The 17,547-nt window shown below is 71.8% G+C and carries 17 protein-coding genes and 1 pseudogene; 3 read left to right on the forward strand and 15 right to left on the reverse strand.

Translation table 11 applies throughout. The features are described 5' to 3' along the window. Positions 1–1,005: a ketopantoate reductase family protein gene (locus tag AC3IYI_RS31130; protein WP_489406802.1), complete on the forward strand. Its 1,005-nt coding sequence runs from the start codon at positions 1–3 to the stop codon at positions 1,003–1,005. A 267-nt stretch (positions 1,006–1,272) separates the two neighbouring features. Here the strand turns inward: AC3IYI_RS31130 and AC3IYI_RS31135 are convergent, their stop codons facing one another. From AC3IYI_RS31135 to AC3IYI_RS31200, 14 genes are all read right to left on the reverse strand, one after another. After that, positions 1,273–2,055 (reverse strand): sirohydrochlorin chelatase, encoded by a 783-nt coding sequence (locus AC3IYI_RS31135; RefSeq protein WP_489406803.1) that lies wholly within the window; start codon positions 2,053–2,055, stop codon positions 1,273–1,275. A 4-nt stretch (positions 2,056–2,059) separates the two neighbouring features. Then, positions 2,060–2,962: an ABC transporter permease gene (locus tag AC3IYI_RS31140; RefSeq protein ID WP_489406804.1), complete on the reverse strand. Its 903-nt coding sequence runs from the start codon at positions 2,960–2,962 to the stop codon at positions 2,060–2,062. After that, complete coding sequence (locus AC3IYI_RS31145; RefSeq protein WP_489406805.1) at positions 2,949–3,743, reverse strand: ABC transporter ATP-binding protein; 795 nt, start codon at positions 3,741–3,743, stop codon at positions 2,949–2,951. The genes AC3IYI_RS31140 and AC3IYI_RS31145 overlap by 14 nt, the downstream gene beginning before the upstream one ends. Before the next feature lie 33 nt (positions 3,744–3,776). Further along, a complete protein-coding gene (locus AC3IYI_RS31150) occupies positions 3,777–4,904 on the reverse strand; it encodes an aliphatic sulfonate ABC transporter substrate-binding protein (protein ID WP_489406806.1) in 1,128 nt (375 codons plus the stop codon). A gap of 211 nt (positions 4,905–5,115) precedes the next feature. Further along, on the reverse strand, positions 5,116–6,474 hold the full coding sequence (locus AC3IYI_RS31155) for a sulfate adenylyltransferase subunit 1 (protein ID WP_489406807.1): 1,359 nt from the start codon (positions 6,472–6,474) through the stop codon (positions 5,116–5,118). Positions 6,475–6,476: 2 nt separating this feature from the next. Then, positions 6,477–7,415 (reverse strand): sulfate adenylyltransferase subunit CysD, encoded by a 939-nt coding sequence (gene cysD / locus AC3IYI_RS31160; RefSeq protein WP_243338715.1) that lies wholly within the window; start codon positions 7,413–7,415, stop codon positions 6,477–6,479. After that, on the reverse strand, positions 7,412–7,957 hold the full coding sequence (gene cysC / locus AC3IYI_RS31165; RefSeq protein WP_215148038.1) for an adenylyl-sulfate kinase: 546 nt from the start codon (positions 7,955–7,957) through the stop codon (positions 7,412–7,414). Before cysC ends, cysD begins: the two co-directional genes overlap by 4 nt. Before the next feature lie 77 nt (positions 7,958–8,034). Beyond that, the gene (locus AC3IYI_RS31170; RefSeq protein WP_489406808.1) at positions 8,035–8,763 is read right to left on the reverse strand and encodes a phosphoadenylyl-sulfate reductase; all 729 of its coding nucleotides are present in this window, start codon (positions 8,761–8,763) and stop codon (positions 8,035–8,037) included. Beyond that, positions 8,760–8,939, reverse strand: a complete 180-nt coding sequence (locus AC3IYI_RS31175; protein ID WP_214956597.1) for a DpnI domain-containing protein — start codon at positions 8,937–8,939, stop codon at positions 8,760–8,762. The genes AC3IYI_RS31170 and AC3IYI_RS31175 overlap by 4 nt, the downstream gene beginning before the upstream one ends. Further along, positions 8,936–10,645: a nitrite/sulfite reductase gene (locus tag AC3IYI_RS31180; RefSeq protein ID WP_489406809.1), complete on the reverse strand. Its 1,710-nt coding sequence runs from the start codon at positions 10,643–10,645 to the stop codon at positions 8,936–8,938. Before AC3IYI_RS31180 ends, AC3IYI_RS31175 begins: the two co-directional genes overlap by 4 nt. 208 nt (positions 10,646–10,853) lie before the next feature. Next, positions 10,854–11,009, reverse strand: coding sequence for a putative leader peptide (locus tag AC3IYI_RS31185; RefSeq protein ID WP_351382296.1), 156 nt, complete (start codon positions 11,007–11,009; stop codon positions 10,854–10,856). 149 nt (positions 11,010–11,158) lie between these two features. After that, on the reverse strand, positions 11,159–11,722 hold the full coding sequence (locus AC3IYI_RS31190) for a GNAT family N-acetyltransferase (protein WP_489406810.1): 564 nt from the start codon (positions 11,720–11,722) through the stop codon (positions 11,159–11,161). A 5-nt stretch (positions 11,723–11,727) separates the two neighbouring features. Continuing rightward, a complete protein-coding gene (locus AC3IYI_RS31195; protein WP_489411741.1) occupies positions 11,728–12,993 on the reverse strand; it encodes a helix-turn-helix domain-containing protein in 1,266 nt (421 codons plus the stop codon). A gap of 393 nt (positions 12,994–13,386) precedes the next feature. Continuing rightward, positions 13,387–15,042, reverse strand: a complete 1,656-nt coding sequence (locus AC3IYI_RS31200; protein ID WP_489406811.1) for an acyl-CoA dehydrogenase family protein — start codon at positions 15,040–15,042, stop codon at positions 13,387–13,389. A 17-nt stretch (positions 15,043–15,059) separates the two neighbouring features. Between AC3IYI_RS31200 and AC3IYI_RS31205 the strand changes: the two genes are divergently transcribed. Together AC3IYI_RS31205 and AC3IYI_RS31210 are read left to right on the forward strand one after the other, a co-directional pair. After that, positions 15,060–16,184: a YihY/virulence factor BrkB family protein gene (locus tag AC3IYI_RS31205; RefSeq protein WP_489406812.1), complete on the forward strand. Its 1,125-nt coding sequence runs from the start codon at positions 15,060–15,062 to the stop codon at positions 16,182–16,184. Between the two features lie 440 nt (positions 16,185–16,624). Beyond that, a pseudogene (locus AC3IYI_RS31210) lies at positions 16,625–17,158 on the forward strand (helix-turn-helix domain-containing protein); the annotation flags it as partial. Here AC3IYI_RS31210 and AC3IYI_RS31215 read toward each other — a convergent pair. Continuing rightward, positions 17,071–17,490: a VOC family protein gene (locus tag AC3IYI_RS31215; protein WP_489406813.1), complete on the reverse strand. Its 420-nt coding sequence runs from the start codon at positions 17,488–17,490 to the stop codon at positions 17,071–17,073. The pseudogene AC3IYI_RS31210 and the gene AC3IYI_RS31215 overlap by 88 nt on opposite strands. Positions 17,491–17,547 lie beyond the last annotated feature (57 nt).

The following is a 17,547-nucleotide window of genomic DNA, read 5'->3' on the forward strand; positions in this document are numbered from 1 at the left end:
ATGCGTTACATCATCATCGGCGCCGGAGCGATCGGCGCGACCATCGGCGGACGTCTCGCGGAGTCCGGCAGTGAGGTCGTCCTCGTCGCGCGAGGCCCGCACGCGGAGGCCCTGCGGACGAGCGGGCTGCGGCTCACCACGGCGGACGGGGAGCGGGTGCACCGGCTGCCTGTCGTCACGGTCCCGGCCGAGCTGGGTGAACTGCGCCCCGACGACGTGCTGTTGCTTACCGTGAAGACCCAGGACGCGCTCGCCGCGCTCGACGCGTGGGCCGACGCGGAGGTCGCGGGCGGCGGTACGGCCGCGCAGCGGCTGCCGGTGCTGTGCGCGCAGAACGGAGTGGAGAGCGAACGCCTCGCCCTACGCCGCTTCGCGCGCGTGTACGGGGTCTGCGTGTGGTTGCCGGCGACCTTCCTGGAGCCGGGGGTGGTTTCCGCGGTGTGTGCTCCGCTGACCGGGATCCTGCACCTCGGGAAGGCCGCGAGGGGCGCCGACGGGCCCGTCCGGCGGATCGCGGCCGACCTGGAGAAGGCAGGGTTCGGGGCGCCGGTCGTCGAGGACGTGATGCGGTGGAAGTACGCGAAGCTGCTGGGCAATCTGGGCAACGCGATCCAGGCGACGACCGGCCCCGAGCCGGAGCCCGCGAAGGCGGCGCTGCTGCTGCGGGCCGTACGCGAGGCGAAGGCCGCCTTCGCGGCCGCGGGGATCGACTGGGCTTCGGAGGCGGAGCAGTCGTCCGCGCGCGACGGCAAGGTGGAGGCGCCGGCCGGGGTGGTGCGGGGCGGGTCGTCCTGGCAGAGCCTGGCGCGGGGGACGGGGTCGGTGGAAGCCGACTACCTCAACGGGGAGGTCGTCCTGCTGGGGCGGCTGCACGGGGTGGCCACTCCGGTCAACGACACGCTGCGGCACGCGGCGAACATCTTTGCGCGGGAGGGCTTGCCGCCCGGGGCGATGTCCGCCCGGGACCTGACGGCCCTGGCCGACGAGGCCGCGGGGAGGGCGTAGCCCGGGTGGGGGTGGGTAGGCCCTGCGGGGCGAAGTCCCCGCAGCGACCCTCGCCGCTGCGCGGGGCGAAGTCTCCTACCCGCCCTTCCACCATCCCCCAGACTCCGTCCGGGGGACCCCCAGCTGGGGCTCCGCCCCAGACCCCGCGCCTCAAACGCCGGCGAGGCTGGATTATCCAGCCCGTCCGGCGTTTGAGGACCGGGTCCGGGCAGCGCCCGGGGAACGGGCGAAGGGCGGGTAGGGGACTTCGCCCCGCGCAGCGGCGGGTCAGGCCGCCAGGGCCGGGATGCGGGCCGGGGCCGCGGCGGCCGCTTCGTAGCGGCGCAGCAACAGCCGGGCCAGTTCCGGGGACGGGCCGAGGACGGCGGAGACCACGTCGGCGCCCGCGGCTTCGGCGCCCGCCGCGATGCGGTCGGGGAGCCGGCCGGGGGCGATGACGTAGGGGGCCACCGCGATCCGGCGGACGCCCTCCGCGCGCAGCGCCCGTACGGCGTCCTCCGTCCGGGGGAGAACAGCGGAGGCGAACGCAGGCCGCACGGCGCACCAACCGGTGTGCCGCCACTCCCGCGCGATTTCAGCGATCACTGCGATCGCCTCCGGGTCTGAGGAACCGGCGGACGCGAGCACCACACCGGTGGTGGCGCGGTCCGCCGGGGTGAGGCCGGCTTCCCACAGCCGGCGCTCCAGGGTCGCCAGCAGCAGTGGCGACGGGCCGAGCACATCCGCGATCCGGACCGAGAGGTCCGGCAGGCGGGACGTGGCTCCGGCGAGCACCGCCGGGATGTCGGACTTCGCGTGGAACGCCCGCGTCAGGAGGAGCGGGAGCGCCACGATCTCGCGTACGCCCGACAGGTAGAGCGAGGCCACCGCCTGGTCGACGGTCGGGGTGTCGAAGTCCAGGAACGCCGTTTCCACACGCAGCCCCGGCCGCAGCGCCCGTACTCGCCGGGTGAGGGCGTGCACGGTCGCCGCGTGCCGCGGGTCGCGGCTGCCGTGGGCGATGACGAGCAGGGCGGGGCCCTGTGCCCGGTGCGTGAGGTGCGCGGACACGTGATCAGCTCTTGACCAGCAGGCCGCGGGTGCGCAGCACCCACCGCTCGACCGGGCTGAAGATCAGCAGGTCGATCGCGATGCCCACGACCAGGATCAGGATGATCGCGAGGAACACGCCCGGCAGGTCGATGTTGTTGCGGCCGTTCTCGAGGAGCTGGCCCAGGCCCAGGCCCAGGTCGGGAGAGCTGGCGATGATCTCGGCGGCCATCAGGGAGCGCCAGGAGAAGGCCCAGCCCTGCTTGAGGCCGGCCAGGTACCCGGGCAGCGCGGCCGGCATGACCACGTGCCAGGCGCCGCGCAGGCCGGTGGCGCCCAGGGTGCGGCCGGCCCGCAGGAACAGCGGCGGGATCTGGTCGATGCCGGAGACGAGGCCGTTGGCGATCGACGGGACGGCGCCGAGCAGGATGACGGTGTACATCATCGCGTCGTTGAGCCCGAACCAGAGCACCGCCGGGGGCACCCAGGCGACCGAGGGCAGCGACTGCAGCCCCTGGAGGATCGGGCCGATCGCGGCGCGGATGAACTTCACCCGGGCGACGAGCAGACCGAGCGGGGTGCCGATGGCCAGGGCCAGCAGGAAGCCGAGCAGACCGCGCGAAACGCTGGTCCAGATGACCTCGAGCAGGGTGCCCTTCATCCACATGTCGGACAGGCTGTCCCAGACGGAGGACAGGGCGGGGAGCTTGGTCTCGTCGGTGATCTTCGCGGCGACGAGGATCTGCCAGACGAGGAGGACCAGGCCGACGGCGATGACCGGCGGCAGGACCTTCTTGACGAGGACTTCGCGGACGGGGGTGCGGTGGGTCTGGACGGCGTCGAGCGCGTCGAGGCCCGCCTCCAGTCCGGCGAGGTCTTCGGCCTTGCCCTTGGACTGGGCGTCGGGAGTGGTGTCAGTGCTGGCCATGGCGGCGGATCTCCCCACGCAGGTGTTCAGTGATCTCAAGGGACAGCTCCGCGACGTCCGCGTCCTCGATGCGGCGCGGCTGCGGGATGCCCACGGTCCACTCCTTCGCGACCCGGCCGGGGCGCGAGGACAGCAGGACCACACGCTGCGCGAGCCGTACGGCCTCGCGGACGTTGTGCGTGACGAACAGGACGGACAGGTTCGTCTCTTCCCAGATGCGGGTGAGCTCGCCGTGCAGCACGTCGCGGGTGATGGCGTCGAGCGCCGCGAACGGCTCGTCCATCAGCAGCAGCTGGCTGTCCTGGGCGAGCGCCCGGGCCAGGGCCACGCGCTGGCGCATGCCGCCGGACAGCTCGTGGACCCGCTTGCCGTACGAGCCGCTGAGCCGGACCAGCTCCAGCAGTCGCTCGGCCTCCGGCTTGCGGTCGGCCTTGGCCACCCCGCGCAGGCGCAGGGCGAGTTCGATGTTCTTGCCCGCGGTGAGCCACGGGAAGAGGGCGTGCTCCTGGAACATCAGGGCCGGACGGCCGCCGGGGGTCTCGATCGACCCCACGGACGGCTTGTCCAGTCCCGCGACCAGGTTGAGCAGGGTGGACTTTCCACACCCCGAGGCACCCAGGATGGTGACGAACTCTCCGGGAGCGACATCGAGGCTGATGTCGTCCAGGACGAGCTGCGATCCGGCCGGGCCGGAGAAGGACTTCGAGACGTGCTCGATGCGTGCGGCGTGCGTCTGCTCCGCTACCGTTCCCTCGGCAGCCTTGGCAAGCATGGTGGCCATGGTCGTCACCTCCTGGGTTGCTGGGGTACGGGACTACTTGGCGCCGAGACCGGCGTCGGAGACCTCGGGCTTGCCGGCCGCCTTGAGCACCTTGTTCAGGAGCGTCAGGTCGTAGATGCCGTTCAGGTCGGGCTTCTCGATGAGCTTGGCCTTGACCGCCCACTCCGACTGGGTCTTCAGCGTCGACGCCAGCGGGTCGTCGGTGATCAGGATGCTCGGCCACGCCGGATCGATGACCTTGGCGTCGAGCGGCTTGCCGCCCTCCGCCGCGAGCTTCGCGTTCGCGGAGGCCTTGGCCTTGTCCGGGTTGGCGTTGATCCACTCGTTGGTCTTCACCGTGCCCTTGAGCACGGCCTCGACGACGTCCGGGTGCTCCCTGAGGAACTTCTGCGACACGATGATGTTCGTGATCACGAACTTCTTGTCGGGCCACAGGGCGGTCTCGTCGAGGAGGACGGCGGCGCCGTCGGAGACGAGCTTGGAGGCCGTGGGCTCCGGCACCCAGGCGCCGTCGATCGAGCCCGACTTGAAGGCGTCCGGGGTGACCTTGTTGTCCGTGCGGACGACGGAGACGTCACCCTTGCCGGACTCCGGGTCGACCGTCCAGCCCTTCTCGGCGATCCAGTTGAGGAACGCGACGTCCTGCGTGTTCCCCTTCTGCGGGGTGGCGATCTTCTTGCCCTTGAGGTCGTCCAGGGTCTTGATCTTCGCCGGGTTCACCACGAGCTTGACGCCGCCGGAGGCGGAGCCGGAGATGATCCGCAGGTTGGAACCCTTGGACTTCACGTAGGCGTTGATCGACGGCGAGGGGCCGATGAAGCCGATGTCGAGAGAGCCGCCGTTGAGGGCTTCGATCTCGGACGGGCCGGCGTTGAAGGACTGCGGCTTGATCGCGGTGGCGCCGAGCTCCTTGGCGATCAGGCCTTCCTGGAGACCGACCAGCGCGGTGGCGTGCGTCAGGTTCGGGAAGTAGCCGATGCGGACCTCGGAGGCCGACAGCTTCTTGGCGGAGTCGTCGGCGACGTTCGCCTTCGGAGCGTCGTCCTTCTCGGCGTCGGAGCCGTAGCCGCACGAGGCGAGCGCGCCGATCAGGAGCGGGAGGGCGGCAGCGGCGACGATGCTGCGGCGCAGGGTCTTAGCGGAGGTACCGATGGCAGGCACGGGAGGGCTTCCTCTCGTAGCGTCGTGTCACGACGCACGTCTTCGTTTGCTGAACAAGGGCAGGTACGGCTCGTGGGGGGTGTGGGCGCGCATGCGGTGCGCGTACGTCATCACGCACATCGCCCCACGCCTCCCGTGCCGCTGCCGAGGGAGCCGCTGCCTACGCGGCCGCCCTCCTTCGCGAAGGTGGAGAAAATATCGGCAAGCATGATCAGAAGTCCCACCCTTCGTCATCAGCCTGGACTGCCCTCTTATCGGGCCCGGCGTTGGAGACGAAGGATTCGCCCACCATGCCGGCCGCCAGGGTCGTGCCGTCCGCCGGGTCGATCAGCAGGAAGGACCCGGTGCGGCGCGAGTCGGCGTACGAGTCGAGCGCGAGCGGCTCGGCGGTACGGACGACGACTCGGCCGATGTCGTTGGCCACCAGCTGCCCGGGGTTCGGGTGCTGGGACAGGTCGTCCAGGGTCAGCCGCGAGGGGATCTCCTTGACGATCGCCTTCACCGTGCGCGTGGTGTGCTTGATCAGCACCCGGGCGCCCACGGACAGGGGCTGGTCCGCCACGTGGCAGACCGTCGCCACGACGTCCTGCGTGGTGGCGGGGGAGCTCGACGACGGCGCGATCAGGTCGCCGCGCGAGATGTCGATGTCGTCCGCCAGACGCAGGGTCACCGACTGCGGGGCCCACGCGATGTCGACGCTCTCGCCGAGCGCGTCGATGCCCTCGATGACCGAGGTGCGGCCCGACGGCAGGACGGTGACGGCCTCGCCGACGCGCAGCACGCCGGAGGCGATCTGGCCGGCGTAGCCCCGGTAGTCCGGGTGCTCGGCGGTCTGCGGGCGGATCACGTACTGCACCGGGAAACGCGCCGGGCAGGCGGTGAGGTCGTGGCTGACCGGGACGGTCTCCAGGTGCTCCAGCACCGTGGGGCCGCCGTACCAGTCCATGTGCGCGGAGGGCTCCACCACGTTGTCACCGGCCAGGGCCGAGATCGGGATCGCGGTGATCTCCGGGACGCCCAGGTCGGAGGCGTACGAGGTGAACTCCTCGGCGATCTTCGCGAAGACGGACTCCTCGTAGCCGACGAGGTCCATCTTGTTGACGGCCAGGACCACGTGGGGCACCCGCAGCAGGGCCGCGACGGCGGCGTGCCGGCGGGTCTGCTCGATCACGCCGTTGCGGGCGTCGACCAGGACCACGGCCAGGTCGGCGGTGGAGGCGCCGGTGACCATGTTGCGGGTGTACTGCACGTGCCCCGGCGTGTCGGCCAGGATGAACCGGCGGCGCGCGGTGGCGAAGTAGCGGTACGCGACGTCGATGGTGATGCCCTGCTCGCGCTCGGCCCGCAGGCCGTCGGTGAGCAGCGCGAGGTCGGGGGTGTCCTGACCGCGCTGGGCGGACACGGCCTCGACGGCCTCCAGCTGGTCCGTGAGGATCGACTTGGAGTCGTGCAGGAGGCGCCCGACGAGCGTGGACTTGCCGTCGTCGACGGAACCGGCGGTGGCGAAGCGCAGCAGCGTGGTCACGGAAGGGTCGACCAAGCCGGCGAACTGATCGGTGGTGGAGGTCATTTCTAGAAGTACCCTTCGCGCTTGCGGTCTTCCATCGCGGCCTCGGACATCTTGTCGTCGGCGCGGGTCGCGCCCCGCTCGGTGAGCCGGGAGGCGGCGATTTCGGTGATCACGGCGTCCAGCGTGGTGGCGTCGGAGTCGACGGCACCGGTGCAGGACATGTCACCGACGGTGCGGTAGCGGATCAGACGGGTCTCGGTGGTCTCGTCGCCCTTGGCGCCGCCCCACTCGCCGGCCGTCAGCCACATGCCGTTGCGCTTGAAGACCTCGCGCTCGTGGGCGAAGTAGATCTCCGGCAGTTCGATCTTCTCGCGGGCGATGTACTGCCACACGTCCAGCTCGGTCCAGTTGGAGAGCGGGAAGACGCGCACGTGCTCGCCCGGTGCGTGGCGGCCGTTGTAGAGCTGCCACAGCTCGGGGCGCTGGCGGCGCGGGTCCCACTGGGAGAACTCGTCGCGCAGGGAGAAGACGCGCTCCTTGGCGCGGGCCTTCTCCTCGTCGCGGCGGCCGCCGCCGAAGACGGCGTCGAACTTGAGCTGCTGGATCGCCTCCGTGAGGGGGACGGTCTGCAGCGGGTTGCGGACGCCGTCCGGGCGCTCGCGCAGCTTGCCGGCGTCGATGTACTCCTGGACGGAGGCCACGTGCAGACGCAGGCCGTGCTTGGCGACCGCGCGGTCGCGGTAGTCCAGGACCTCGGGGAAGTTGTGGCCGGTGTCCACGTGGAGCAGGGTGAACGGCACCGGCGCGGGCGCGAACGCCTTGAGCGCCAGGTGCAGCATGACGATGGAGTCCTTGCCGCCGGAGAAGAGGATCACCGGCTTCTCGAACTCGCCCGCCACCTCGCGGAAGATGTGCACGGCCTCCGACTCGAGGGCGTCGAGGTGCGACAGCGCGTACGGCGCGTCCGTCCCTTCGTGGACGTGTGCGACGGTGGCGGTCATGCCAGACCCCTCTCGGTGAGCAGCGCGTGCAGGGCCGAAGCCGACTCCTGTACGGACTGCGTGTGCGACTCGATACGGAGGTCCGGGGACTCCGGGGCCTCGTACGGGTCGTCGACCCCGGTCAGACCGGAGATCTCGCCCGCCGCCTGCTTGGCGTACAGGCCCTTCACGTCACGCTCGGAGCAGACCTCGACCGGGGTGGCCACGTGGACCTCCAGGTACGAGGTGCCCTCGGCGGCGTGCCGCTTGCGGACGGCCTCACGGCTGTCCGCGAACGGCGCGATCACCGGGACGAGCGCCTTCACGCCGTTGGACGCGAGGAGTTCGGCGACGAAGCCGATCCGCTGCACGTTGGTGTGCCGGTCCTCGCGGCTGAAACCGAGACCGGCGGAGAGGAACTCGCGGATCTCGTCGCCGTCGAGGACCTCCACGCGGTGGCCCTCGGCGCGCAGCCGCTCGGCCAGCGCGTAGGCGATGGTGGTCTTGCCCGCGCTCGGCAGCCCGGTCAGCCACACGGTGGCGCCCTGGTCGCTCACGCTCATCTGGTTCGTCTCCGTCGGTTCTGTACCTGCGTTGGTCTTGCCGGTGGCCCCGCTGCCGGCCGCACTGGTGGTCGTCATCAGCCGTGCAGTCCGCACTCGGTCTTGCCGCGCCCCGCCCAGCGGCCGGCGCGGGCGTCCTCGCCCTCCGCCACCCGGCGGGTGCAGGGGGCGCAGCCGACGGAGGTGTAACCGTCCATCAGCAGCGGGTTGGTGAGCACCCCGTGCTCCAGGACGTACGCGTCCACGTCGTCCTGGGTCCAGCGGGCGATCGGCGAGACCTTGACCTTCTGCCGCTTCTCGTCCCAGCCGACCACCGGGGTGTTCGCCCGGGTCGGGGACTCGTCGCGGCGCAGGCCCGTCGCCCACGCGGCGTACGCGGTCAGGCCCTCTTCGAGCGGCTTGACCTTGCGCAGCGCGCAGCACAGGTCGGGGTCGCGGTCGTGCAGCTTGGGGCCGTACTCGGCGTCCTGCTCGGCGACGCTCTGGCGCGGGGTGAGCGTGATGACGTTGACGTCCATCACGGCCTCGACCGCGTCACGGGTGCCGATGGTCTCCTCGAAGTGGTAGCCCGTGTCCAGGAAGACCACGTCCACGCCGGGGAAGGCGCGGGAGGCCAGGTGGGCGACGACCGCGTCCTCCATGGAGGAGGTCACGGCGAACTTCTTGCCGAAGGTCTCGGCCGCCCAGGTGAGGATCTCCAGCGGGGAGGCGTCCTCGAGGTCGCGGCCCGCCTGCTCGGCCAGCGCCTTGAGGTCCGCGGTCTTGAGGTCCGCGGTTTTGGGACCGGCGTCCTGAATCGTGGTCATATCTCGTCCCCTCCAGCGTCATTGGACTGAACACCCCGGGCCAGCAGCCCGAGGTACTTCAGCTGGAAGGCTCGATTGCAGGCCCTGCATTCCCAGGCGCCGTGGCCTGTCTCGTTCGGGAACAGGTCCTCGTCGCCGCAGTACGGGCAGTAGAACGGTGCGGCGCGCTCGCTCACGACAGATCCTCGTCCTTGGCACGGGTGACCCAGGCGGCGAAGCGCTCGCCGTCCTCGCGCTGGTCCTCGAAGCGCGAGACGACACGCTCGACGTAGTCCGGCAGACCGGCCGAGGTGACCTTGAGCCCGCGGACCTTGCGGCCGAAGCCGGCCTCCAGGCCGAGTGCGCCGCCCAGGTGGACCTGGTAGCCCTCGACCTGGTTGCCGTCGTCGTCCAGGACCAGCTGGCCCTTGAGACCGATGTCCGCCACCTGGATACGGGCGCAGGCGTTCGGGCAGCCGTTGATGTTGATGGTGAGCGGCTCGGCGAACTCCGGCAGGCGGCGCTCCAGTTCGTCGATCAGCGAGGCGCCGCGCGCCTTCGTCTCGACGATGGCCAGCTTGCAGAACTCGATGCCGGTGCAGGCCATCGTGCCGCGGCGGAACGGGGACGGGTTGACCCGCAGGTCCAGCGCCTCCAGGGACGCGACGACCGAGTCGACCTGTCCCGCCTCGATGTCGAGCACGATCATCTTCTGCTCGGCGGTGGTGCGCAGCCGGCCGGAACCGTGCTGCTCGGCGACGGCGGCGATCTTCGTCAGGGTGGCGCCGTCGACACGGCCCACGCGGGGCGCGAAGCCGACGTAGAACTTGCCGTCCTGCTGCTGGTGCACGCCGACGTGGTCGCGCCACTGGCCGCTGGGCTGCTCGGGCGCGGGGCCGTCGGTCAGCTTGCGCTTCAGGTACTCGTCCTCCAGGACCTGGCGGAACTTGGCCGGACCCCAGTCGGCGACGAGGAACTTCAGGCGGGCGCGGGTGCGCAGCCGGCGGTAGCCGTAGTCGCGGAAGATCGAGATGACGCCCTCGTAGATGTCCGGGACCTCGTCGAGCGAGACCCAGGTACCCAGGCGCACACCCAGCTTCGGGTTGGTGGAGAGGCCGCCGCCGACCCAGACGTCGAAGCCGGGGCCGTGCTCGGGGTGGTTCACGCCCACGAAGGCGATGTCGTTGATCTCGTGCGCCACGTCGAGCAGCGGCGAGCCGGAGATCGCGGACTTGAACTTGCGGGGCAGGTTGGAGAAGTCCGGGTTGCCCACGATGCGGGCGTAGATCTCGTCGATGGCGGGGGTGCCGTCGATGATCTCGTCCAGCGCGATGCCGGCGACGGGCGAGCCCAGGATCACGCGGGGGGTGTCACCGCAGGCCTCGGTGGTCGAGAGGCCGACGGCCTCCAGACGGCGCCAGATCTCCGGGACGTCCTCGATGCGGATCCAGTGGTACTGCACGTTCTGCCGGTCCGTGAGGTCGGCGGTGCCGCGGGCGAACTCCTCGGAGATCTCGCCGATGACGCGCAGCTGCTCGGTGGTCAGCCGGCCGCCGTCGATGCGGACGCGCAGCATGAAGTACTTGTCGTCCAGCTCCTCCGGCTCCAGGATCGCGGTCTTGCCGCCGTCGATCCCGGGCTTGCGCTGGGTGTAGAGGCCCCACCAGCGCATGCGGCCGCGCAGGTCGTTGGGGTCGATCGAGTCGAAGCCCGCCTTGGAGTAGATGTTCTCGATGCGCGCCCGCACATTGAGACCGTCGTCGTCCTTCTTGAACTGCTCGTTGCCGTTGAGGGGCGTGTGGTGTCCGACGGCCCACTGGCCCTCACCGCGGTGACGGCCGGTCTTGCGGCGCGCGGCGGCGGCAGGTGCGGCGGCTGCGGTCGTATCGGGGGTGGCGGCCATGGCGGTACGTCCTTCTTCGGCGGCTCGAGGCAGGGGCAGGGGGAGCGGCGGCGTGACCCCTGGCGCGCGTGGAGCGGATGTGGCTGTTTCGTCGCCTTTTTGGGGCGTCGACCGGCCTACAGGGGACTGCGGTGATAGCTGACGGCGGGCGGTGTGTTCGCGTCCGCGGCGACGTCGGTGCGGGGCGCTGTCGCGGCGGTGCTGTGCGTCAGCGCGCCGGACAGATGGCGCTGGACATGCGGCCGAGGTCGACGTGCCGCCGACTCACCAAGGCAATTCCAGCTCCGTTCATGGGGGGAAGCGTGGCATGTGGCGATTGGAGGAGTCCACTACTGTCCACGATCCGGACGAACTCGTCTCGCATCGCAAGATCCCCGTGACGGGAGTCACCTCAGGAGCCCCTTTGGACCCGGTAGCCCCAGGGTCGTGGGCGTGTGCGGCGCCGCTCCCGGGGGGCGCCGCCCCCGGACCCCCGCGCCTCCAACGCCGGCGGGGCTCGTCTTTCAGCTGCGGTTACGCGCCGGGCCAGGGGCCGGGGGTCGGAGTGGACTCCTTCTCCTCCGTCTCCTCCTTGAAGACCTTGAAGCCGCGGCGCTGGTAGTTCGCCATGGCCGTCGGCCCGTCGTCACTGCACGTGTGCAGCCAGACGCGCCGCGTCGGGTCCAGCTCCGGCCAGCGCTCGGCCAGCGACCAGGCCCGCTCGATGCCCACGGTCAGCAGGTGGCCGCCGATGCGCCGCCCCCGGAAGTCGGGGAGGAGGCCGAAGTACATGATCTCCACCACACCGTCGGGCTGCGGGTCGAGTTCCACGTACCCCGCGGGGGTGCCCCGGTCGTACGCCACCCACGTCTCCACGCCGGGACGGCCCAGCTGCTCCACCCACTGGGCGCGGGTCAGCGCCAGCCGGTCCGTCCAGTGGATGTCACCGCCCACCGAGGCGTAGAGGAACCGGCTGAACTCGGGGGAGGGGACCTCCGACCGGACGATCCGGATCTCCGGACCCGGGACGGCCGCCGGGACGAGGTCGGACGGTGCGGTCATTTCCAGGGACCAGGTGGTCAGTGTGACGGTGCTCATGGACGTCAGGGAATCATGCCCGTCCCGGTCGGGCCCAGCCGGGCGCTGATCACCGCGGGCGCCGTGGAGTGCGGGAGCAGCGCGGCCGGGTTCGAGGGACGGATCAGCTCCACCTCCACGTCGTGGGCGAAGCGGTACGGGCGGTGGGCGAGCACGCCGCCGAGGTTGCGGCGCACCCGGGAGATCTCCGCGCGGACCGTCACCGTGCGCGTCGGGTCCCCGAACAGCTCCTGGGAGAGTTCCGCCGCCGAGCGCCCCCGGGGGGACTCCGCGAGCAGGAACAGCAGCTCCGCGTGGCGCGGGCTCAGCTCCTGCGACCAGCTCCCCGCGGCGCCGTAGACGGTGACCCGCCAGGCCCCCGGCCGGCTGAGGTCGAGGACGACGCGGGCGGCCGCCCCGGCGCCGGTACGGGCCTCCGTGACGTTCACCAGCCAGCCGCCCGGCAGCGGCTCCACCAGGCAGTCGCCGAGCTGCGGCACCCACACCCGGCCGGGCCCGAAGGACTTCGGCAGCGGGATCCGCTCGACGGGTGCGAGCCCGGTGACGGCTGCCGTCCACCCGTTGCCGTCCACGGCCAGCGCCCGCCCCGGCAGCCGGGCCAGCAGCGGGGCCGCCACCGACCGCAGCCGTTCCAGCGACTCCAGGTGCCGTACCCGCAGCTCCCGCTCCGCGAGCCGGGCCACCGAGCTCACCCAGGCCAGGGTCGCCGGGTGCATCGTGGCGAGCGGCCCGCTGACGTCGAGGACCCCCAGCAGCGAGCCGTCGCGGGGGTCCCGTACGGGGGCTCCGGCGCAGGTCCAGTCGTGGTGGCTGGAGACGAAGTGCTCCGCCGAGAACACCTGGACCGGTCTGCGGGCCACCAGGGCGGTGCCGACCCCGTTGGTGCCGACCACCGACTCGTCCCAGTGGGCGCCCACCCCGAAGCCGAGCCGGTCCGCGTTGCGCAGGATCGAGGAGTGGCCCTCCCGCCACAGCAGCCGCCCGTCGGCGTCGGCGACGACCATGATGTGCAGGGCCTCGTCCAGCGAGGGCAGCAGCCCTTCGCGCAGGACGGGCAGCAGGTCCCGTAGCGGAGAGCTCTGGCGCCGCTCCTCGGTCTCGGCGAGCGACAGCATCCGCGAACGGCTGTCGCGGTCCGGGTGGACCCCGCCCGCCATCATCCGGCGCCAGGACTCGGCGATCTCCGGGCGCGGCGCGGCCGGCGGCCGGTCCCCGGCCAGCGCGGCCGCCCGTACCCCCTTGAGCAGACGCGCGGCCTCCCGCGCGTCCATGGCCGAGATGCGTGCCGCATCGACCGCGCTGCCTGTGGTGTGGGCCACCGGAACCTCCCCGTGCGGAACAGACGTACGACGGGCCCCGCCCGGTGGGCCGTCCGGTGCGCGCCCCTTCCAGGGTGGACCGGTACGCCCGGAGAGCGGTTCCGAGTCAAAGGTTGCAACGTCTTGCAACTCTCGCCAAGTCCCGGTCGGCCGATCGAAACTCTACGGACGTCGCCAAGCGACGTGACAGCTCCTTCCTCGGGGCTTCTCGGATCAGGGGTGGTGCCGAGTCGGCGCGGCGCCATCCCTGTTCCAGGTCGACGGGCCCGGATCCCGGCCGCAGTGCTTTTCGGAGGGTTGGGGCCCTCCGCATCAGCCCGGCTTCCGGAGGGTTGGGGCCCTCCGCTAGCCCGCGATCCGGGCCCGTTCCACCACGGATCCCAGATCCAGCGTGTGCGGCAGCGTGCCGAAGGCCGCCCCCCAGTCACCGCCCAGGCGCGAGGCGCAGAAGGCGTCGGCCACCTCCGGCGGAGCCCAGCGCACCAGCAGGGATCCCTGCAGTACCAAGGCCATCCGCTCCACGACCCGCCGGGCCCGTGCCTCGATGCCCTCCAGGTCCGCGAGCTCGGTCAGCAGGTTCTTGATGGCCGAATCCAGCCGGTGGTCGGCGCCGCGCGCCAGGCCGACCTCCTGGAGGAAGGCGTTCAGCGCCTGCGGCTCGCGCTGCAGGGCGCGCAGCACGTCGAGGGCCTGGACGTTGCCCGATCCCTCCCAGATGGAGTTCAGCGGGGACTCGCGCAGCAGCCGGGGCATCCCGGACTCCTCGACGTAGCCGTTTCCGCCCAGACACTCCAGTGCCTCCGCCACCATCGGCGTACAGCGCTTGGTCACCCAGTACTTCGCGGCGGGCACCGCGATGCGCAGGAAGGCCCGCTCCTGCTCGTTGCCCGTGCTCTGGACGGCGTCGTACGCGGCCGCGAGGCGGAGCGTGAGGGTGGTGGCCGCCTCCGACTCCAGGGCGAGGTCGGCGAGCACGTTGCGCATCAGCGGCTGGTCGATGAGCGGTGCTCCGAAAGCAGAGCGGTGCTCCGCGTGGTGAGCGGCCTGCGTCAGCGCCTGCCGCATCAGCGAGGCGGAACCGATCACGCAGTCCAGCCGGGTCGCCGCGACCATCTCGATGATGGTCCGCACCCCCCGGCCCTCCTCGCCCACCCGCCGCGCCCACGTCCCGTCGAACTCCACCTCGCTCGACGCGTTCGACCGGTTGCCCAGCTTGTCCTTCAGCCGCTGGATCGCGAAGACGTTGCGCGTCCCGTCCGGCAGCACCCGCGGCACCAGGAAACAGGTCAGCCCGCCCGGCGCCTGCGCCAGTACGAGGAACCCGTCGCACATCGGCGCCGAGCAGAACCACTTGTGCCCCGTCAGCAGGTACTCGCCCGAGGCGTCCAGCGGCACCGCCGCCGTCGTGTTCGCCCGGACGTCGCTGCCGCCCTGCTTCTCCGTCATGCCCATCCCGAAGAGCACCCCGGCCTTCTGCCCGGCCGGCCGCAGCCCCTCCTCGTACACGTGCGCGGTCAGCCGCGGCTCCCATTCGGCCGCCAGCTCCGGATCGGTCCGCAGCGCCGGTACCGCCGCGTGCGTCATCGAGACCGGGCACCCGTGCCCCGCCTCCGCCTGCGACCACACGAAGAACCCGGCCGCCCGGCGCAGATGACCCGCCGGCCGCCCCCACGCGTCGGTGAGCCCGGCGCCCACGGCGTGCCCGAGCAGCCGGTGCCACGAGGGATGGAACTCCACCTCGTCGATCCGGTTGCCGTACCGGTCGTGCGTCCGCAGCTTCGGCGGGTTCTCGTTCGCCTGCGTCCCCCAGTCCTGCGCCTGCCGGGACCCGGCCGCGCGCCCGAGATCCGTGAGCTCTTCCCTTACCTCCGCGGCGAGTTCGGGCGCGGCGTCCGCGAGGTGCCGCTCGACCCCCTCGCTCAGGACGCGGTCGCTGCCGTAGACGTCGTGGCCCACGAGGGGCGGGGCCTGGTTGCTGACTGTGTGGGTGGTGGCTGCCATGCCGATACCGTAAGGACGTGCAGCACGTGAAAGAAACACCCGAGCGGATTCCGGGACGCCTCCACCGGGCCCGCGCCCTCTACCGCAACGTCTCCAAGCGCAAGATGGCGTGGCTGCTGCTCAAAGACACCGTGAACTCGTGCATCGAGTACCGGATCCTCGGACTCGCCGCCGAGGCGGCCTTCTTCACCCTGCTCTCACTGCCCCCGCTCTTCCTGGGCCTGCTGGGCCTCCTCGGCTACGTGGACGGCTGGTCGGGCGGCACGACCGTCGCCAGCATCGAGGAGAACATCCTGCGGGCGGTCGGCACCGTGCTCTCCGACCGGGGCGTCAACGACATCGCCAAACCGATGCTCGACGACGTCACCGGCCGGGGCCGCCCCGACCTCATCTCCCTCGGATTCGCCTTCGCCCTCTGGTCGGGCTCGCGCGCCGTCAACGTCTTCATCGACACCATCACCGTCATGTACGGGCTCGACGGACACCGCGGCATCGTCAAGACGCGGCTGCTCGCCTTCGTCCTCTACATCGCCGCCCTGCTGATCGGCGCCATCGTGCTGCCGCTGATGGTGGTCGGCCCGGACGCGGTGGTGCGCCTGGTGCCCTGGAGCACCGAGGTCATCGCGGTCCTGTACTGGCCCGTGGTCACGCTGCTCTCCATCGCCTTCCTGACCACGCTCTACCACGTCTCCGTACCGGTCCGCTCGCCCTGGATCGAGGACGTGCCCGGTGCGCTGGTCGCCCTCGCCATGTGGGTGCTCGGCTCGTTCCTGCTGCGGATCTACCTCACCAACACGGTGGAGGGCCCGACCATCTACGGATCGCTCGCCGCCCCCGTGGCCATCCTGCTGTGGATCGGCATCTCGGCCTTCGCCGTCCTCGTGGGGGCCGCCGTCAACGCCGCCATCGACCGCGTCTGGCCCTCGGTGGCCACCGCGGCGGCGCGCGAGGCGAACGAGCGGGTCCGCGAGGCGGAGGCCGCCCAGCTCGTGGCCCGGGCCGCCGCCTGGCGGGCCCTGGCCGAGGGGGAGTCGGAGGACGACGAGGGCGACGAGGACGGGGGCATGCCCTCGGAGTTCCCGGAGCGCTGGTCGAAGTTCCTGCCCCCGGAGGACTACCACTCCCGCCTGCGCAAGCACTGACGGCCGCCGTAGCCTGGTGCCCGTGGCTGATCCCGCGGACTCCGTGCCCGGTTCGGGGTACGAGGAACGGCCGTCCCTGACGGTCGCCGGAGCGGTGCTCTGGCGGGCCGGCGGGGCCGGCGCCGACATGGTGCTGCCCGACGGGTGCATGGACCTGCTGTGGGTGGACGGGCGGCTCCTGGTGGCCGGACCGGACACCGCCCCGCACCCCGCCGGAGAGGTCCCGGGCTCCGGCTTCGCCGGGATCCGGCTGGCCCCCGGCACGGCGCCCGCGCTGCCAAGCGGTCTCGGGGAGGTGGGGCACGCCTCCGCGTCGCCCGGCACGGCGCCTCGCCGCACTGCCGCATCACCCGAGTACGTCCAGTACGCGGGAGATGCGGCAGCACGCCGAGGCACCGCACCGAACGACGCGGAAACGCACCCCACCTCCCCGAGACCGCTTGCGCGTACCGGCCCGGGTCCTGCGCGACCGGCGGGTCGAGCTGGCCGACCTGTGGCCCGCCGCCGAGGTACGGCGCCTCACCGCGCTCGTGGCCGCGTACGGGGATCCCCGCGCGGGACTGGAGGAGCTGGCCCGGCTCCGCACGGCCGACGGGGGGCCCCCGGACCCCCTGGTCACGGAGGTTTCGGCCCGGCTGCGCGCCGGGCAGGGCGTGGCCGCCGTGGCGGAGGCCGTCGGGCTCGGCGAGCGGCAGCTGCACCGGCGCTCGCTCGACGCCTTCGGGTACGGCCCCCGGACGCTCGGGCGGATCCTGCGCCTCCAGCGGGCCCTCGCGCTGACCCGGCGCGGGCTGCCGCAGGCGGCGGTGGCCGCGGAGGCCGGATACGCCGACCAGGCCCACTACAGCCGCGAGGTGCGCGCCCTGGCGGGGACCACGCCGGGGGCCTACGCGGCGGGGCCGGCCGGTGCGGCTGCTTCTGCCGCCGCGAAGAGGGAGACCCCGGAGCCGTCCGGGTCCAGGACGACGGCGTAGCGCTGCCCCCAGAAGGCGTCCCAGGGCTTCAGGTGGCCCGTGTGCCCGGCCGCCGTCAGCTCCGCGTACAGCGAGTCCACCTCGGCGGGGGAGTCGCACAGGAAGGCGAGCCCCACCCGGCCGTCGCTCGCGGGGCGCGTCCAGGACGGGTCGAAGGAGCGGATGACCTCCTCCGTGTCCCAGCCGATCCGCAGCCCGCCCGGCAGGACGGCCTCGACGTGCGGCTGGGAATCCGCCTCGGCCGGGAGGTCGATGCCGAGACGGCGGTAGAAGGCGAGCGATGCGGCCATGTCGGAGACGACGATGCCGATCATGTCGAGTCGGGGAGTCATGACGTCAGGCTAGGCACCCTCGCGACGGCCGGTCTTGAACGAATCGGACGCCGTACC

This window comes from Streptomyces sp. GL_148 (assembly GCF_057834205.1).